The 18,226-nt window shown below is 36.8% G+C and carries 16 protein-coding genes; 2 read left to right on the forward strand and 14 right to left on the reverse strand.

Features of this window, described 5'->3' with window-relative positions:
• Positions 1–4: 4 nt before the first annotated feature.
• The gene (gene arsB / locus RTW14_RS11425) at positions 5–1,069 is read left to right on the forward strand and encodes an ACR3 family arsenite efflux transporter (protein WP_312651288.1); all 1,065 of its coding nucleotides are present in this window, start codon (positions 5–7) and stop codon (positions 1,067–1,069) included.
• Complete coding sequence (locus RTW14_RS11430) at positions 1,050–1,688, forward strand: GNAT family N-acetyltransferase (RefSeq protein WP_312651290.1); 639 nt, start codon at positions 1,050–1,052, stop codon at positions 1,686–1,688. Before arsB ends, RTW14_RS11430 begins: the two co-directional genes overlap by 20 nt.
• 53 nt (positions 1,689–1,741) lie before the next feature.
• Here RTW14_RS11430 and pdaB read toward each other — a convergent pair whose 3' ends face one another.
• The 14 genes from pdaB to RTW14_RS11500 form a co-directional block, all read right to left on the reverse strand.
• A complete protein-coding gene (pdaB, locus tag RTW14_RS11435; protein WP_312651291.1) occupies positions 1,742–2,479 on the reverse strand; it encodes a polysaccharide deacetylase family sporulation protein PdaB in 738 nt (245 codons plus the stop codon).
• A gap of 82 nt (positions 2,480–2,561) precedes the next feature.
• Positions 2,562–3,014, reverse strand: coding sequence for a GNAT family N-acetyltransferase (locus RTW14_RS11440; RefSeq protein ID WP_312651294.1), 453 nt, complete (start codon positions 3,012–3,014; stop codon positions 2,562–2,564).
• 25 nt (positions 3,015–3,039) lie between these two features.
• The gene (mnmA, locus tag RTW14_RS11445) at positions 3,040–4,131 is read right to left on the reverse strand and encodes a tRNA 2-thiouridine(34) synthase MnmA (protein ID WP_312651298.1); all 1,092 of its coding nucleotides are present in this window, start codon (positions 4,129–4,131) and stop codon (positions 3,040–3,042) included.
• 67 nt (positions 4,132–4,198) lie between these two features.
• Positions 4,199–5,131, reverse strand: a complete 933-nt coding sequence (locus RTW14_RS11450) for a YegS/Rv2252/BmrU family lipid kinase (protein WP_312651303.1) — start codon at positions 5,129–5,131, stop codon at positions 4,199–4,201.
• A gap of 20 nt (positions 5,132–5,151) precedes the next feature.
• Positions 5,152–6,462: a bifunctional folylpolyglutamate synthase/dihydrofolate synthase gene (locus tag RTW14_RS11455; RefSeq protein WP_312651307.1), complete on the reverse strand. Its 1,311-nt coding sequence runs from the start codon at positions 6,460–6,462 to the stop codon at positions 5,152–5,154.
• A gap of 80 nt (positions 6,463–6,542) precedes the next feature.
• Positions 6,543–9,257 (reverse strand): valine--tRNA ligase, encoded by a 2,715-nt coding sequence (locus RTW14_RS11460; protein ID WP_312651310.1) that lies wholly within the window; start codon positions 9,255–9,257, stop codon positions 6,543–6,545.
• A 668-nt stretch (positions 9,258–9,925) separates the two neighbouring features.
• The gene (locus RTW14_RS11465) at positions 9,926–10,723 is read right to left on the reverse strand and encodes a nitroreductase family protein (protein ID WP_312651313.1); all 798 of its coding nucleotides are present in this window, start codon (positions 10,721–10,723) and stop codon (positions 9,926–9,928) included.
• An 11-nt stretch (positions 10,724–10,734) separates the two neighbouring features.
• Positions 10,735–12,288: a uroporphyrinogen-III C-methyltransferase gene (gene cobA, locus RTW14_RS11470; RefSeq protein ID WP_312651318.1), complete on the reverse strand. Its 1,554-nt coding sequence runs from the start codon at positions 12,286–12,288 to the stop codon at positions 10,735–10,737.
• Positions 12,281–13,174, reverse strand: a complete 894-nt coding sequence (gene hemC, locus RTW14_RS11475) for a hydroxymethylbilane synthase (RefSeq protein WP_312651322.1) — start codon at positions 13,172–13,174, stop codon at positions 12,281–12,283. Before hemC ends, cobA begins: the two co-directional genes overlap by 8 nt.
• A gap of 13 nt (positions 13,175–13,187) precedes the next feature.
• Positions 13,188–14,444 (reverse strand): precorrin-6A reductase, encoded by a 1,257-nt coding sequence (gene cobK / locus RTW14_RS11480; protein WP_312651325.1) that lies wholly within the window; start codon positions 14,442–14,444, stop codon positions 13,188–13,190.
• A 19-nt stretch (positions 14,445–14,463) separates the two neighbouring features.
• Entirely contained in the window at positions 14,464–15,759 is a 1,296-nt protein-coding gene (hemA, locus tag RTW14_RS11485; protein WP_312651328.1) for a glutamyl-tRNA reductase, read from the reverse strand.
• A 52-nt stretch (positions 15,760–15,811) separates the two neighbouring features.
• The gene (gene cobI / locus RTW14_RS11490) at positions 15,812–16,504 is read right to left on the reverse strand and encodes a precorrin-2 C(20)-methyltransferase (protein WP_312651331.1); all 693 of its coding nucleotides are present in this window, start codon (positions 16,502–16,504) and stop codon (positions 15,812–15,814) included.
• Positions 16,505–16,566: 62 nt separating this feature from the next.
• On the reverse strand, positions 16,567–17,364 hold the full coding sequence (locus RTW14_RS11495; protein ID WP_312651334.1) for a sirohydrochlorin cobaltochelatase: 798 nt from the start codon (positions 17,362–17,364) through the stop codon (positions 16,567–16,569).
• A 10-nt stretch (positions 17,365–17,374) separates the two neighbouring features.
• Positions 17,375–18,226 carry an energy-coupling factor ABC transporter ATP-binding protein gene (locus RTW14_RS11500; RefSeq protein ID WP_312651337.1) on the reverse strand — a complete coding sequence of 284 codons (852 nt, stop codon included), beginning with the start codon at positions 18,224–18,226 and terminating at the stop codon, positions 17,375–17,377.

Genomic DNA, 18,226 nt, shown 5'->3' on the forward strand with positions numbered 1-18,226 from the left:
TTGTATGAGCAAGGAATACAAAACACAAGGAATCGGATTTTTTGAAAGATACTTAACGCTATGGGTAATTCTATGCATGATTGCAGGTATTCTGGTCGGTAAATTCCTACCGGCCATACCAGAATTTTTAAATCAATTTGAGTATGCAAATGTTTCAATCCCAATTGCAATCCTTATATGGATAATGATTTATCCTATGATGCTGAAAGTTGATTTTAAAAGCATACAAGATATAGGGAAAAATCCAAAGGGCTTATTTATTACCTGGGTTATAAATTGGGTAATTAAACCTTTTACAATGTTTGGCATAGCTTATGTTTTTTTCTATATAATATTTGCTGACCTTATTCCTGCAAATCTTGCAAAAGATTACTTAGCTGGTGCAGTTTTGCTAGGTGCAGCTCCTTGCACTGCAATGGTTTTTGTTTGGAGCCATCTTACTAAAGGTAATCCGGCATATACTGTAGTTCAGGTGGCAACTAATGACTTAATTATACTAGTTGCATTTGTCCCCATTGTAAAATTTCTTTTGGGAGTTTCTAACGTTGAAGTGCCTTGGGATACATTATTTCTATCCGTTATTTTATTTGTTGTAGCTCCACTAGTCGGTGGCTTCTTAACAAGAAATTATGTGCTAAACAAGAAAGGTGAAGAATATTTTAAAAATATTTTCATCCCCAAATTCGACAACACTACTATATTGGGATTACTCTTAACTCTTATTATAATATTTTCATTCCAAGGAAATATAATTTTAAATAATCCTACGCATATTTTGCTAATAGCGGTACCTTTAGTCATTCAAACATTTTTAATTTTTTCTATAGCATATATTGCTGCAAAACTTCTAAAACTGCCACACGATATCGCTGCTCCAGCAGGAATGATTGGTGCTTCAAATTTCTTTGAGCTTTCAGTTGCTGTTGCTATTGCATTGTTTGGTACTTCTTCGCCTGTTGCTTTAGCTACGATTGTAGGGGTTTTGGTAGAAGTTCCAGTAATGCTTATACTGGTGAAATTCGCCAATTTAACGAAAGGCTGGTTTGACAATGAGCTGTCAGAATGTTAAAGAGTGTGCATGTCCAAAAAAGACCTGTCCTAATAATGGCAAGTGCTGTACCTGTGTCATTAAGCATAGAGAAACAGACAGTCTTCCTTACTGCCTATTTATGGATAATGAAGGTGATAAAAGTAATTATAATCATTATTTAAAATTAAAGAATCGTTTTGAGCGTCCCCTTGATATAAGAACGGCTTATTATAATTTAGAAGAAGTACGAAATATATTCCTTGAATATTCTCAAATACCAGATGTTGACGTATGTTTTGATTCTTTCACTGAAGAGATGGACAGTTTGCCTGGCTTATATTCATTGCCATACGGAAGGCTTTATCTTGCCTATTTAGGCGGTAATGTAGCTGGTTGCATTGCTCTAAAACCTATAAATGATACGGTTTGTGAAGTAAAGCGTTTATATGTAAAACCTGCATATCGATCAAAGGGTATAGCAAAGAAACTACTTAAAAAGGTTATGTCTGAAGGAAAAAAACAAGGATATGAAGAAATGATACTTGAAACACTCCCATGTATGAAATCTGCCATATCCTTATATGAATCATTTAAGTTTAATCGATTAGCAGATGTTTCTAAAAACAATAATATTATTATATATTCTAAAAAACTATAAAAAATCCACCTAATAAAATTTTATTTTTATTAGGTGGATTTTATTTTTTTATTTTAGAGTACACATTGTTTTCCTGCATGGTCCATATGATAATCTTTATAGTAAATCAGCTGACCTACTGGAACAATCTTAAATCCTTGATCCTGCAAGCTCTTTAAAACCAACGGCAAATATTCACTTACCCGCTCTGCATTATTGTGAAATAAAATGATATCTCCTGACTTTACATTTCTTGTCACTCGTTCAACAATTTGTTCTGTAGAAATATCTTTCCAGTCCAGGCTATCAACAGACCACTGGATAACCTTGTATCCTTCTGCCTCGCAAGTCTCTATAACATGATTGTCGTAAGCTCCAAAAGGCGGCCTAAATAAAGTAGTTTTCTGCCCTGTGATTTTTTGGATAACATCTGAAGTTTCCTTTAGCTCACTTGAAATTTTTTCTGAAGTAAGTCCTGTCATATCAGGATGTGTTGCCGAATGATTGCCTATTTCATGGCCGCGTTTCTGTATTTCTTTCACATCTTGTGGATACTTTTGTGCCCAGAATTTAACAAGGAAAAAAGTTGCTTTTACATTGTACTTATCAAGATTATCTAAAATATCCATGGTTCTATCATCGCCCCAAGCAGCATCAAAACTGATAGCGACTTTCTTTTCAGAAGTCTGCACATTGTATATAGGCAGTTTTCTGTCCTGATTTATAACAGCACTAACATCTATTGCTTGAAAAATCCATATTGCTGCGGCTATAATAATTAATGCCGCAAATAGTCTAGAAAGTATTTTCATTGGTAATATCCTCCGATTAAAAATGATACTACCATAATATGCAGTCCCCTATTAATTCATTCTGATTATATGCAAATAACCATTACTCTAAATCTAGCCTCATAACCTCTGGATGGCATTTTGTACCGAATTGCGGACAAGTCAAACAATCAAATACTTTTGGTGCCTCTTCCTTATCAATAGTAACAAATCCTTGTTTTCTAAAAAACTCAGGTGCCCTTGCTACTAAAAAGATTTTTCTTCCTCCTAAGGCCTTCACTTCAGAAACAGCTTTTTCTAAAATAATTTTACCAATTTTCATCTTCCTGTATTCTGGTTCCACCGCAATGCCATCTATCACATATTCATCTTTATACTTTGCCAATGTCAGACCCGCCGCTAAATATTCTTCCTCTCCATGAGTTATTTTCCAATTTTTAATAACTCCATCTGGCATTGGATCGTTCGGATCCAACTCTAAATCATTCTTTATATACAATTTCTTTAATGCCTCATAATCTTCAGTTTGAGACATTTTTAGTGTTAGCCCGTGCATGTAAACCTCCTTATATAGCTCTTTGCTACTTATTACAAACCGCTTTTATAATCGTTCCTCCACCAACGACTATATTCTCATCATAAAAGACGGCTGCCTGCCCTGGAGTTATCGCTCTCTGTTTTTCATCAAACTCAACTTCAATTCTTCCATTTTCTATTGGATAAATCGTAGCCCCCACTTCACCCATTGAATATCTTGCTTTAACAGTTACTCTTAAAGGCTTCGTTAGTTCAGCTATAGAAATTAAATTGATGTCCTCCACAATCATTCCATCTGCAAAAAGCTCTTCATTGCTCCCCAGCATTACTGTATTGCTTTCTTTATCCTTTGATAAGACATAAACAGGCTTTCCAAAGGTTTGTCCAAGCCCTTTTCTCTGTCCCACTGTGTAATGTATAATACCTTGATGTTTACCTATTTTACTGCCAGTTCTATCTATAAAATCACCTGGTTTGGATTTCACTCCCATAACATTTTGTAAGAACCCTGCATAATCTCCGTCTTTAACAAAACAAATATCCTGACTGTCTTTTTTCTTTGCATTCACAAAACCTTCACGCTCTGCTATTGCTCTAATTTCAGTCTTATTCATACTTCCTAATGGAAACAATGTCTTCGATAATTCATCTTGTGTTAAAGTATAAAGAACATAACTCTGATCCTTTGTGACGTCTGCACCTTTTTTCAAAAGGTATCTGCCTGATTTAGCATCTTTTTCTATCTGTGCATAATGCCCTGTAGCAATATAGTCAAATTCTAAAAACATGGCTCTTTCAAGCATTCTGCTAAACTTTATATATCGGTTACAATCTATGCAGGGATTGGGTGTCCTGCCCTCTTCATAACTTTTTGCAAATTTTCCTACAACATCTTCTAAAAACCATTCCCCATAATTAAAGACATAGTGTCTGCAGCCTAGTCTGCTTGCCACACTCCTGGCATCCTGTACATCAGATAAAGAACAACATGTCTTTTCCTTATCTTCAATGCCTATATCTTCATTGTCAAAAAGCTTAAGGGTGGCTCCACTTACCTCATATCCCTGTTGCTGCAATAAATATGCTGATACAGAACTATCCACACCACCACTCATACCTACTAAAACTTTTGCCATAAAAACTCTCCTATTTAAAATGGCAGAACTATATAAGCCTGCCAATTCAAGTCATTCATTAATATTATTACCAGAAGGGTCCCTTCATATCTTGATACAAAGTTGAAATCCTAAGCTTCTTTGGTAATACGGAGAAATATAATGGGAATTTTTCTCCCTTTTCTCCATCAATATCAGTAGAAACATCTTCCGTTGATTCTATCACTAAATTATCTGTTTTAAAATAGATAACATTCTTATTTTCCTGATGATTTCCCTGTAATATATTAACCAGCAGCGGACCAAATTCCAAAATTGGCATTTCTTTAAACAGCATTACATCAAGGAGTCCGTCGTTAATCTCAGAATTTGGTGAAATTTTCTTAAATCCACCTGCTGACCTTCCATTCATAACGAGCATAAAGTACATATTTTCGTCACTAGAAAACTCACTGCTTGTTAGTTTAACAGGTATAGGTCTAAGATTTGTGACCTCTGTCAGGCCTTTCAAGTAATAAGAAAGAATTCCTAATGTATTTTTTAAGTTCGGATCTGTTTTCTGACTCACATCAACCAACATGCCCATTGCTGCAACATTTATAAAATACTTATTGTTTACTTTACCCAAATCTGCATAAGTAAAATTGCCACCTAGTGCAATGTCCATCATCTCATTTATATCATGTGGCAAATCAAAGTAATAAGCAAAGTCATTAGCAGTTCCTGCCGGCATAACGGTAAGAGGTAAGTCTATATTATTTCTAATCATTGCATTAACACAAATATTTATGGTCCCGTCCCCACCTGCTGCAATAACCTGATTAAATTCACTTTGATCCATAAATTCAAAAACGTTGTCAAGTACGTCCCCGTGAGCCGCCCTAACAGGCACCACTATAAATCCTGCGTTCTGAAACCTGCTAATAATCAAATCTAAATTATTTTTAAACATTCCATTTCCTGAATGCGGGTTATAAAATAAAAGCACTTTCTTTCTGCTTGCATCACTAATATCGTTCATTTTAACCTCCAAGCTTATTCCTATTTATTATCTTTGTTGTCTAATTTTAATATACCCCTAATTTGTCCTATTAAGTAAAGTGATCCTGCAAACATGACAGCATCAAACTCACTCTTATGATTCAAAGCATACTTACAAGCCTCCTCTGGATTGTCAAAAGTGACACACCTTTTGCCTCTTTCCTGCAATGCTTTGGTTAACTCTGTTGCTGACCATTTCCTAGGATTATCCGGTTCTGTGGCAACAAAGTCATCTGCCATTTGTGTAAAACTGTCCAGAATTTTTTTAGTATCCTTATCACCAAGCATTCCAGTAACTAAAAGTACCTTTTTCCCTTGTAATAATTCTTCTTTTGTTCTTGCTAAAGCTGACGCTCCATCCTCATTGTGTGCTCCATCTATTATAACATAAGGGTCAGTATTCATAACCTCAAATCTTCCAATTTGTTTTGCCCTTTTTAATCCTGCATATAGACGGCTTCTTTCTACTTTTATGATTTCAGCTTTTCTAAGCAATTCTAACGTAACCAAAGCGGTTAAAACATTCTGCACCTGATGTTTGCCTACCATTCCTATTTCCACTTCAGCGTAATCTGTGCCATAAATGTTAGTATCGAATTTATATCCTTCTATAGCTTTATCTGTTATGGCATATTTAATTTTTCTTACATCATGCACTACACAGTTTTTTTCGTAAGCCTTCCTCGCAATGACTTTAGCAGCCTCAGGCTTATCTACATTTATGATAGCTGGTACGCCTTCTTTTAGTATCCCCGCTTTTTCTGCTGCAATTTCCTCTATAGTATTCCCTAATCTATCCATATGATCAAAAGAAATCGAAGTTATTACACAAGCTAAAGGTTTTTCTATAATATTAGTAGAATCACCCTTTCCACCCAATCCAACTTCAAGCACTACAAAATCCGCTTTCTTCATATTAAAATAAACAAAAGCCACAGCTGTTATTACCTCAAATTCTGTAGGTGAATCAAAGCCTTGTGAAAGCATGATGTCTACCTTTTCAAGCACCATATTGGTACACTTCTCAAGGTCTTCATCAGAAATAAACTGATGGTCAAATTCGATTCTCTCATTAAACACCTCAAGGAACGGGGAAGTAAACAGACCAACTTTATACCCGTTTTCCTGCAAGGCCTCATATATATATTTGCAGACAGATCCTTTACCATTCGTACCTGCCACATGAATATATTTTAAATTCTTTTCTGGATTTCCCAAAAGATCCATCAGGGTAATCATTCTCTCAAGTCCAAGTATGCTGCCAAAGCGTTCAAATTCTTTAAACTTTTCAACTGTATTCTCTTTGTTCATCGCTTCTCCCATTACAATCACAATACCCCCAATAAGCACAAAACCTAGTGGGGGTGTAAATTTTCAATTTGTATTCTATTTTACAGCTTTTTTTCTACAAGTGCAAGTCTTGCCGTTACTTTTACCAGCATATCTTCGTACTTAGCCTGTTTTTCCTTTTCTTCGTTAATAACTTTTTCTGGCGCTTTTGCCACGAATCCCTGATTTGAGAGTTTTCCGGCTACTCTTTTCACTTCGCCTTCAAGTCTTGCCTTTTCCTTGGTAAGCCTCTCGAATTCTGCCTTATAGTCCAGTAAGTCATCCAGTGGGATAAACAACTCCACAGCACCTACTACAGCTGACATAACTTCTTCTGGAACTTCTGATTTGTTTTCAGTAAAGTTAATCTCTGTAATGTTAGCAAGCGCCATAATATATCTTTCTCCTGCCTTGATATATTCTAAATTCTTACCTGCTGATACAATGATAGCTCTAAGCTTTCTGCTTGGTGCAGCTTCTGCTTCTGCTCTGATATTTCTTATAGCTCTGATGGTTTCCATAGCCATATCAAGTTTCTTTACTTCTTCTTCAAAAGTAAGTGTTGCATCATATACCGGCCAGTTTTCTTTAATCAAGAAAGATTCATGATTTCCTGCTGCCTTAGCCTTTGAAACTTCTTCGTCTGTCTTAGGCAGGAAGCTCCATATTTCTTCTGTAATAAAAGGCATAAATGGGTGAAGAAGCTTTAGCATGTCTTTTAAAGCTCTCACTAGTACATATCTGGCAACTTTCTTGTCCTCTTCATCCTCACCGTAAAGTCTGCCCTTTACCAGTTCAATATACCAGTCACAATATTCATTCCAGATTACTTCATAAACTCGCTGTCCTGCCAATGATAAATCAAATTTATCCATAGCATTTGTAACATACTGGACTGCATCATTTATTCTTGCAATAATCCACTTATCTTCATCCTTTAGTTCAATTTTTTCTAATCCTTCATTCTCACAAGCCATATCCTTGAAGTTTCCTTCTTCATCCTGAAGATTCATAATAACAAATCTGGAGGCATTCCAAAGCTTATTTGCAAAGTTCCTTGAAGATTCAAGCTTATCTTCCTTAAATCTCATATCATTACCTGGTGTAATGCCTGTCATAAGCATAAATCTAAGCGCATCTGTACCACACTGGTCAATTACTTCAAGCGGGTCGATACCATTACCCAGAGATTTACTCATCTTACGTCCTTCTGCATCTCTTACAAGACCGTGGACATAAACATATTTAAATGGTGATTCCCCAGTTATTTCAAGTGCAGAGAATACCATTCTTACTACCCAGAAGAAAATGATATCATAACCCGTAACTAATACATCTGTTGGATAGAAGTAATCCAGCTCAGGAGTCTTTTCAGGCCATCCAAGCGTTGAGAAAGGCCACAATGCTGAAGAGAACCATGTATCTAGTACATCTTCATCCTGTCTAACCTTTGTACTTCCGCACTTTGAGCACTTATCTGGTGCTGTTCTTGCAACAATCATTTCTCCGCATTCTTCACAGTAGTAAGCTGGGATTCGATGTCCCCACCATAACTGTCTTGAAATACACCAGTCTCTTATATTTTCTAACCAGTGAAGGTAAATCTTTTCAAATCTTTCAGGTACATGTTCCAGCTTGCCGTTCTTTGCCACTTCAATAGCAGGCTTTGCCAGTTCCTCCATCTTTACAAACCACTGATCCGAAAGCATTGGTTCTATAACCGTATGGCATCTGTAACACTCTCCAGAAGGAATAACTTTTTCTTCTGTTTTTACAAGGAATCCAGCAGCTTCAAGGTCTGCAACCCAAGCTTTTCTACATTCAAAACGATCCATACCTGCATACTTACCTGCAAGCTCATTCATAGTTGCATCTGTATTAATACATGAAGGTCTTTCTAAACTATGTCTTTCACCGACTTCAAAGTCATTGGGGTCATGAGCAGGAGTAATCTTAACAGCACCAGTACCCTTTTCTGGGTCTGGATACATATCAGCAATAATCGGAATTTCTTTGCCTACCATTGGAAGAATTACTTTCTTGCCAATCATATCCTTATATCTTTCGTCATCTGGATGTACTGCTATAGCTTCATCAGCAAACATGGTTTCAGGTCTTGATGTAGCAACTACAATACCTTCTCCGCCATCAGCAGCAGGATATCTAAAATACCAGTATTTACCATTTTTATCTTCATGCTCAACTTCTGCATCTGAAAGGGAAGTTCCACATTCAGGACACCAGTTTATCAGTCTGTTTCCTTTATAAATAAGTCCTTTTTCATACAGTCTGATGAACATTTCATTGACAGCCTTATTACAGCCTTCATCCATAGTGAAACGTTCTCTTTCCCAGTCACAAGAATCTCCAAGCTTACGACACTGTTTAGTGATTCTTCCACCATATTCTTCTTTCCACGCCCATGCGCGCTTTAAAAATTCTTCTCTACCTAAATCTTCCTTTTCCTTACCTTCTTCTTTTCTGATTTTATCAACAACCTTTACTTCAGTTGCAATACTTGCATGATCTGAACCTGGAAGCCACAAAGCACTGTAACCCTGCATTCTTTTCCATCTTGTAAGTACGTCCTGAAGTGTCTGGTCTAAGGCATGTCCCATATGAAGCTGCCCTGTAATGTTTGGCGGCGGCATCACAATGGTAAAAGGTTTCTTATCCTTATCTATGTCTGCTCGGAATGCACCCTTTGCTTCCCATTCCGCATATATTCTGTCTTCAAAATCTTTAGGATTATAAGTTTTTGCTAAGTTTTTCTCCATTTGTATTTACTCCTTTTTTCATTTATTCATTTAACTATCTCTACTTTTAGGCAATCTTTTTAAAAAATGTCATAAAATTGTACTAGCCTAAACCCCATACTTTGAAATTATGGCATTTTTTAATACATATTGTAAAAAAACGTAAAAAACCGCCCTTCGGGCAATCTCTTGCCAAAGGACGGATAAAATTCCGCGGTACCACCTTTGTTCCACATAGCTTTAAGCCTGCGGCCCTCATTTAGTATCAAACTATGTTTTTTGCTTTGTTATCTTTTTTAAGTGAAAATTTTCTCTTAAAAAATAATTAAACAAAATGTTAGACGATGAAAATCTATAAATCGTAGATTTATGATTTTCTAGCCTAAATTCTGGCAGCAGTTCTAAAGAACTGGACAGAATGTTAAAGCAACCTTCAAAATACGCTTTCTTTGAAACCTTACAGCCTATGGATTTCATTCTCTGATGCAAGGGATAAAACTAATTATCTCAGCCAAGTGCGAACCTTTCCTACTCCTCTTTATCATAGTTTTCATATTTAATTTTCTGTTTAACTGAGTTTTACCTATAGCATATACTATATCTGAAACTCACCCATAATATATAATAGTTTATATCATTACGCGTAAAAGTCAAGCACTAAATTAATCCACCATTTATAAATTGGCATTCTAGAGCCATTTAATATCTTGCTTTTTTATTCTCTCTGGTATTGTATCGTACTGCTCTACCTTATGGTCTGGATATCCCAGCATTAATGCTCCAACGAAACTATTTCCTTCAGGCAGATCAAACAATTCTTTTAACTCTGGAATGGAATTAGATAGCCTTGTTAAATATCCTGCCCAACAGCTGCCAATCCCTTTAGACTGCAATATAAGTTCCGCAGTATAAAGTTTTAATGTAGTATCTCCAATAGGATTTATTGAATGATTGGGAGCATAGGCAAGAAGCAATGTAGGTGCATTGCCCATTATTGGGTTATTCCCCTCTTGGTATTCCTTAACAATTATGTCTAACTCATGATGCTTTTCTGCAAATGACAAAATTATTTTCATTATTTTATCAATTGTTTCTTTTTTATCTACAATTACATACTTTGTTGGATGCTCATTTTTAGCACTAGGTGCCCAGCATGCAATCTTAAGCGCATGTTCAAGACTTTCTCTATTTACAGGTTCTGCTTTAAAATGTCTGTAAGATCTTCTTTTCATAAGATGTGCTTCTAATAAATCTGGAAATTCTTTTGTAAGTTCTGGGAATTCATCATTTACTACAGCATTCTTTCCATCGTAACTTACTGCTCCAACTGGACAAATTGCAGCGCAATGCATACATTTTAAGCAGATTTTATTTGGATTTAATCTAGGTTTTCCCTCTATATATTCTATAACATTAAAAGGACATACCTGTCTACACTTAAAGCATCCTATACATTTCTCTTTAATAAATTCTATGTTTCTATTCATATTTTTTCCTTTTACTTATTTAATTCTAAGAAGCATTCTACCATACTATCAATTGTAGCTTCTTTAGCGGTAAAAATCTGCATACCATTCTTTCCTGCCTCTTCTGCTGTTTTTTCGCCTATGCATACAGCTTTCACTGCTGAAAAATCAGACAATCCAGACAGTGCAACAAAACCTCTTACTGTAGACGCGCTGGTAAATGCAACATAATCCACTTCCTCTGAAGCAAACTCTATTAATTCCACATGGGATACTTCTGTCTTTTGATTTTCAGTATCCTCTGTTTCAAAAGTATCGTAAACAGCTATATCTGCAAATTTAATAGATGCTTCCTCAAGAGGTTTAATGACTTCATCTGTACCAATTTTGGCTCTGGGAATTAAAATCTCAGGGTCCTTTCCAATTTTCGAACCCCATTCCACGGATTCTCTGGCAATTAATTTGCCTAAGGCCTTACCACTATAAATGGATGGCATTAGGTCAACCAGAATACCCATCTTTTCTATTGCTTCCTTCGTTGCAGAACCAATAGCCGCAAATTTAATACTTCCTAAGTCCCTTATGTCTTTTTTCATTTCACGAAGCTTATTGAAAAAGACTGTAACCCCAACAGGACTTGTAAATGCAACGTAATCAAACCTGCGTATATCATTAATTGCCTCTTCAAGTGGTTTATTATCTTCAATTTCTTTTGTTTCAATAGTAGGCATACTCACGATTTCAGCTCCAAGCATGGAAAGCTTATCTGCTAGAGATGAGTTTCGATCCTTTGGCCTGGTAACAGCAATCTTTACCCCCCCAAGTAATCGGTCTTCTGCCCAGTGGAACTCTTTTTCCAAGGCACACACTTTACCTACAACGATAATAGCCGGAGTCTGAATGCCAGCCTTCTCTGCATCATTAGATAAATTGCTAACATCTGAAACAACTCTTCTCTGATGTGCCGTTGTCCCTCTTTCCAGTACTGCCGCAGGCATATCTGGCTCTATTCCAGCTTTTAAAAGGCCTTCGCAAATCTTTGGCATAGCAGTAATACCCATTAAGAATACAAAAGTGCCCCCCAGCTTTACAAGTGCCTCATAATCAATATCCGCTTCTTCCTTTTTCTTTGTATGTCCCGTAATAATGTGAAGGGAAGATACAAAATCTCTATGAGTAACAGGTATCCCATTGTATGCAGGTACTGAAACCGCTGAAGTAATACCGGGAACGATTTCAAATGGAACCCCATTCTCACAAAGTAACTCCAGTTCTTCACCACCACGTCCAAATACAAACGGGTCTCCACCCTTTAGTCTTACTACTCTTTTTCCCTTTAATGCCTCTCTCAAAAGGATTTTATTAATTTCATGCTGTGGAACTGAATGGTTTCCTGATACTTTACCTACAAAAATTAGTTCCGCCTGCTTTGGAATCATTGATAAAATCCCCTGACCTACTAACTTATCATAAACAACTACTTCAGCCTGATCTAAAACCTTTTTGCCTTTAAGCGTAAAAAGCCCTGCATCTCCAGGTCCAGCTCCAACCAGCCACACTTTTCCCTTTTTATTATTTTCATCCATTCTGCTTACCATCCTTTAACTGTTTAGCCAATTCTACAGCTAAATTTTCTCCGTCTATAGCTTTACCCAAAATTCTGCTCTTAAAATGTTGCTGTGTTTCCTCATTATAATAAAGACCTCTTATTAAAATATTCTCACCTGACAACTCTGCAAATGCTCCAATAGGTGAACTGCATCCGCCATCTAAATAAGTTACAAATGCTCTCTCTGCCTTTGCACATATTTCAGATTTTTTGTCATTTACACATTCCAGGAAAGAGTAATTCTCACCAGCTCTGCCTTGAACAGCCATAATCCCCTGTCCCGCAGGAGGTATAATTTCATCTGCAGAAAATACTCTGCCAATTCTGTTTTCAAGTCCCAGTCTTGTTATCCCTGCATGAGCTAAAATAATGGAGCCATATTGCCCACTGTCCAGTTTCAAAAGCCTAGTCTGCAAATTACCCCTGATACTTTCTACTTGCCAGTCTGGATAAATTTCTTTCAGTTGCATCTCCCTTCTTAAACTTGAAGTTCCCAAAGGTAATTGTTTATTTTCCGATTCATACCCTTCTGGAAAAACTAACACATCCAACGGATTTTCTCGTTTAGAAAAAGCTACCAAAGGAAGGTCCTCCGAAATCTCCATGGGCAGATCTTTAAGACTATGTACAGAAATGTCTATTTTCCCTTCCATTAGTGCTTTATCTAGTTCTTTTACAAACAGGCCTTTACCTCCGATTTTATCTAACCTTTTATCTAGAATGATATCCCCTGTGGTTTTCATGGTGACAAGTTCTAGTTCAATTTCAGGATGAGCTTCAGCAATCTGAGCCATTACAAGCTTTGACTGTGCCACAGCCAGCCTGCTGTCTCTGCTGCCAACAATTATTTTACGTCCAGCCATTTTTCTCTCCTTTTTAATATATATCTTTCACTGCATTTTTTATGACTTCTGAGCCTTTCTTTGCAAGAGTATGGCTTTTACCTTGAGCTGTAATACCAACAACCAAGTCTCCCTGCATGACCACACCAGGGAAATAAAAGTCGCACTCTTCTTTGGCATCAGCTACATTGACCAGCATACCTCTTTCCCTGCACTGCTGTCCTATGCCTTGATTAATTTCTCTATTATTAGTTGCGGCTAAAACCATGTCCGCTCCTATTATATCTTGTATCTCAAACTCTTTTTCTAAAAGTTCAATTGACCGATTTAACCCAGCTTTCTGATTTATATTGATATGTTCCTGAACCATCTGCCTTATTTCTTCAGAAATCTCCTTTGCCACAATTCTTAAATTGCAGGAAAACTGCAATAAAGTTTTGATTCTTCTGCAGGCAATTTTTCCACCGCCAACTACTGCAATATTTCTATCATTTATATTTACAAACATAGGAAACCATTCCGCAAAAGTTTCTTTAACCGAATCCCTACTTATTTCATTCATCACCTGCTGAAGGGACATTCCCTTATCCTGTTCTGTTCTACCTACAACTACTAAAGCAGCTCCTGCCTCTTTAGCCGCCAAATATTTTTCGTAAGCGCCTCCTTCTTTTCCCGTGTCTTTTGTCACCATGTAACAGCAGTCCAGCTGATTTAACATAGCTTTATTCATTTCATAAGAAAAAGGGCCCTGCATACAAATTAAATGCTTTCCTGCAAATCCCAGTTCATTACAGCTTTTTAAGACTTCTTCCATAGGAAGTACTCTGGCATAGAGTCTTTCCTGGAAATCATGAACTTCTGTATATTTTGCCAGTTCCTTACTACCGGTGGTTAGAAGTACATTCCCTTTAGTCGTATTTAAATATTCCACTGCAGCTTCTGTACTTTCCACAAAAACGCATTCCGAGCCAAAATCGGTTTTACCCCTTAGTAATCGTATGTACCTAATCTTGGTTTTATCACAAGCCGATTTTATATTTTCTGTTACAACAGTTGCATAGGGGTGGGTAGCATCAATAACCAAATCAAAGCCTCTGCACATAAGCTCCTGCATTTCTTCCAAATTAAGTCTTCCTGCTTTTATTTCAAGATTTTGTGCAGGTTCATGTTCCAGTATTTCTTTTCCATATTCAGTTGCCACACAAGCACATACGAACATGTTTTTCATTTTTAAAAGTGCCTCAATCAGCTGCCTGCCTTCAGTCGTTCCTGCAAACACTAAAATATTCATGCCTGCCCCTCCTATAAATCTAATGTTTCAGCGTTTCACGAGCCGCGGACTTATGTAATGCTTCTAAACATTCTCCCCAAAGTTCATGTGGTAATTGTTCCCGAAGTCCATAAATCAGCTTTGATGCTGCTTTTCTAACAGCCTCTTCCGCTGCTTCTATTGAATTGTTGGAATAGCCTTCTTCCAGTTCAGACGTTTTACTTGCAAACCGCTGTACTGTATCTTCTGAAACCATCTCTACGATTTCCTGAATTTTAGGTATGTAATGCCTAAATTCGAACCACTTATCCAGTTCCTCCTGATACTCCATCAAGATTTCCATTGCAAGCTTAATCTGGTCTGCATTTTCTTCTTTTGTTCCACCGCTATTCATAGAATCTATATCAAACAATTCAACATAAGGCAGTTTACCAATCTCTGGGTCTATGTCTCTTGGAACAGCTAAATCAAACAAATAGTACTTTTTATTTGCCTCTGTATCTTGTTTTCCCCTTATACAAGGCTGTTCTAAGATTCCTTTCACCTCATCCAAAAGAAGGGTATAGTGTGGGCTTAAAGTTGCACTTATAATCACCTGATTTCCTCTGATTTGAGAAATTCTATCATCGTAAGGAACCATTTTGCATCCCTCAGGCACAATGGATTCCTGTTCATCATTACCATGCCTTTTTCTTCGTAATGTCATCGAAACGCAAGCTCCACAGGAAACCAACATATTTACTACAAGCTTTCCCATCTGCCCATTTCCTATTACAAGGCACTGAACCCCTTTTAAGTCACCTACTGCTGCTTTTAGTATATCTATTGTATCAGTAGCTGATGAACGGTTTACCGTGCACATACGGACTTCAGTCTTTACCCTTTTCCCTGCTGACAGTGCCGTTTGAAAGACCTTTTCCAATGCAATATCTACACATCCGCTTTCCCTGGATATTTGCAGCGCTTCTCTCACTTGTGAGATTATTTGATCTTCTCCAAAGATTTTAGAATCAAACCCACAAACCACTTTAAGAAGATGATCAATAGCCTGACTGTCATCGCGTTCTACAAAGTACTCTTCATATAGGCTGGTATCTATTTTTTTTATCTGACAAAGTATGTCATAAGGACTTACCATATTTAATTTTTTGTTATCACATTGACTAACCCAAAGCTCTGTCCGATTACAAGTTGAAAGCAGGATGCATCCCTTCACCTTAAATCGTTCCTTAATTTCCTTAACTGCTTCTCTTACTCCAGCTTTTGTAAAGGAAAAGGCCTCTCTGTATTCAAGAGAAGCTTTACTGTGATCAATGCCTACCATTCTAATACGCATTATGATTCGCCTTTCGAAACTTATATCTGCATTAACATAACTAATGTTACCGTTAATTATGTTCTTTAACAATAATCACTGAAAAATAACTTGCGTTTTCATCAATTTCATCTATATTCTGGAAGATTCTTTCACCCTCCATGCCACATCGTTCCACCATTTTAACCGTTGGAGGATTATCCATAGTATTAATATATTGCTTAAGCTTTCCTATAGATTTACCGCTCTTCATCAGCACTTTGGTTCCTTTCAGATGCAACGCTTCCTCTGCACCCTCATAAGAAGCTGGTATAATATGTAACGCTTCCTCTGCCTCGGTCAGACTGTCATTTAACCTTGCTGAAACAGCACAAAACGAAGGTATCCCAGGTACAATCTCTGCTTCATATCCAGCATCACGAACACGGTTATGAACATAGGCATAAGTTGAATAAATAGTAGGATCACCTAAGGTTAAAAAAGCAACATTTTTACCTTCATCAATCCATGTTTTTACCAGTTCTGCCGCTGCATCATGACAGGCTTTAAGCTTCTCTTGGTCACGGGTCATGGGCATATCCAGCTCAACTATATTCTTTTCATCTATATTGTGAACGGCACCCTTAGCTATTGTATATGCAACATTAACATTTTGACCTGACTTTGGAATAGCTATTATGTCACATTCTTCTATTATTCTTACTGCCTTTAATGTCATAAGCTCTGGGTCTCCAGGTCCTACTCCTAATCCATATAATTTAGCCATTTATTTCCTCCGCATTTTATTGTGTAATTCTATATTTTTCTATATTTTTCAACATTAATCGTCTATTTGCAATCTACTGTGTGATTCAAGTAAATCTGCTGAATTCCTAAAAACTCTCCAATTCCTCTTAATATGCAGGAAACTTCAAACCCAGCATTTTCAAACATCACCTTCCATGAATCTTCATCATCACCAGCCATATCATTTACGGCATGATCTCCTGCTACTATCATGAATGGCATGAGGACTACTTTTTTAGGAGCATATTTTTTTACCTTTCCAATAACAAGGTCCACATCTGGATATCCTTCAACAGTTCCTACAAATACATTGTCATACCCTAGTTCTTTAAATCTATAGTCAAGAGCAGCATAAGCTGCATCTGCAAAATGACCTGTCCCATGACCCATTAGAATCAAAGCTGTTTCATTTTTAACTGCTTCATTCTTGGTCACATCCAATTGGGGCACTTCTGACATGATAGCTTTACACACTTCTTCATAATCTTCGGAAGTGCTTAAGAGTGCCTTTCCTATGGAAATAGTGTCAAAACTTGTCACAAATGGTCCGATTTGCTCGATCATCTTGTCATATTCCTCACCATTAATAATATGAGTAGGCTGCACAAGTATATCCTTAAAGCCATCTTTCACTAATCTTCCCATAGCTTCACTAACATTGTCAATATGAATATTATCACGCTTTTTAAGTACTTTCATAATCATACCACTAGTAAACGCTCTTCTCAGCTCTCTGTCTGGATAGGCTTTACTTATAAATCTTTCTATTTCACCAATAGTCTTATCTCTAGTTTCCTTATGGCTAGTGCCAAAACTTACTATTAATAGTGCTTTCTTCATACAATATAATCTAACCTTTCTTTGCAATTAGTGTTTCCAGTTCTTCTGCCGTCCTTGGAATAGGCAGATTGTTTTCCAGTACGCCTGATTTTTGCAGATTTTCAAATATACGCAGAACCGTTGGTTTTTCTAGATTTGTAATTTCCAGCAAATCATCTTTTCTGAATATTTCCTCTGGAGTCCCTTGGCTTATAATTCTTCCTTCATTAAATAATACAACTCTTTCAGCCCAGATTAAAGCTCTCTCTACATCGTGAGTAGACAATATGACAGTTATTCCCCTGCTGCTCAAGTCATCAATTATGCTATCGATCATTCTTGCATGCTTCGGATCAAGTGCTGAAGCAGGTTCGTCCAAAATCACTACATCAGGCTCCATCACAAGAATATCTGCTATAGCAACTCTCTTTTTCTGCCCTCCACTTAAAAAATGAGTGGGCTTATCTTTAAATTCTGTAATATTCAATTCATCTATAATTTTATCAACCTTTGACCGTGCTTCTTCTTGTGAAAATCCTAAGTTAAGCACACCAAAAGATATTTCCTGAACAACATTGGCAGAAAATAATTGATTGTCAGGGTCTTGGAATACTATGCCGACTTGCTTTCTAACTTGTAAAAGACCCTTTCTTGAATAATCAATTGATTTTCCATTTATATATACTTTACCACTTTTAGGCTTCAGTACTCCATTTAAATGTAAAAAAAAGGTTGATTTTCCTGAACCATTTGGTCCCATTACTGCAAGTTTTTCACCTTTTTTCACCTCTAAATCGATTCCATTTAATGCTTTTGTACCATCTGCATATATATATTGCAGATTTTCAGTTCTAATCACTATGTCCTTCTTCAATTCTTCCAT

Source organism: Aminipila sp., assembly GCF_032051575.1.
Classification (GTDB): domain Bacteria; phylum Bacillota; class Clostridia; order Peptostreptococcales; family Anaerovoracaceae; genus Aminipila.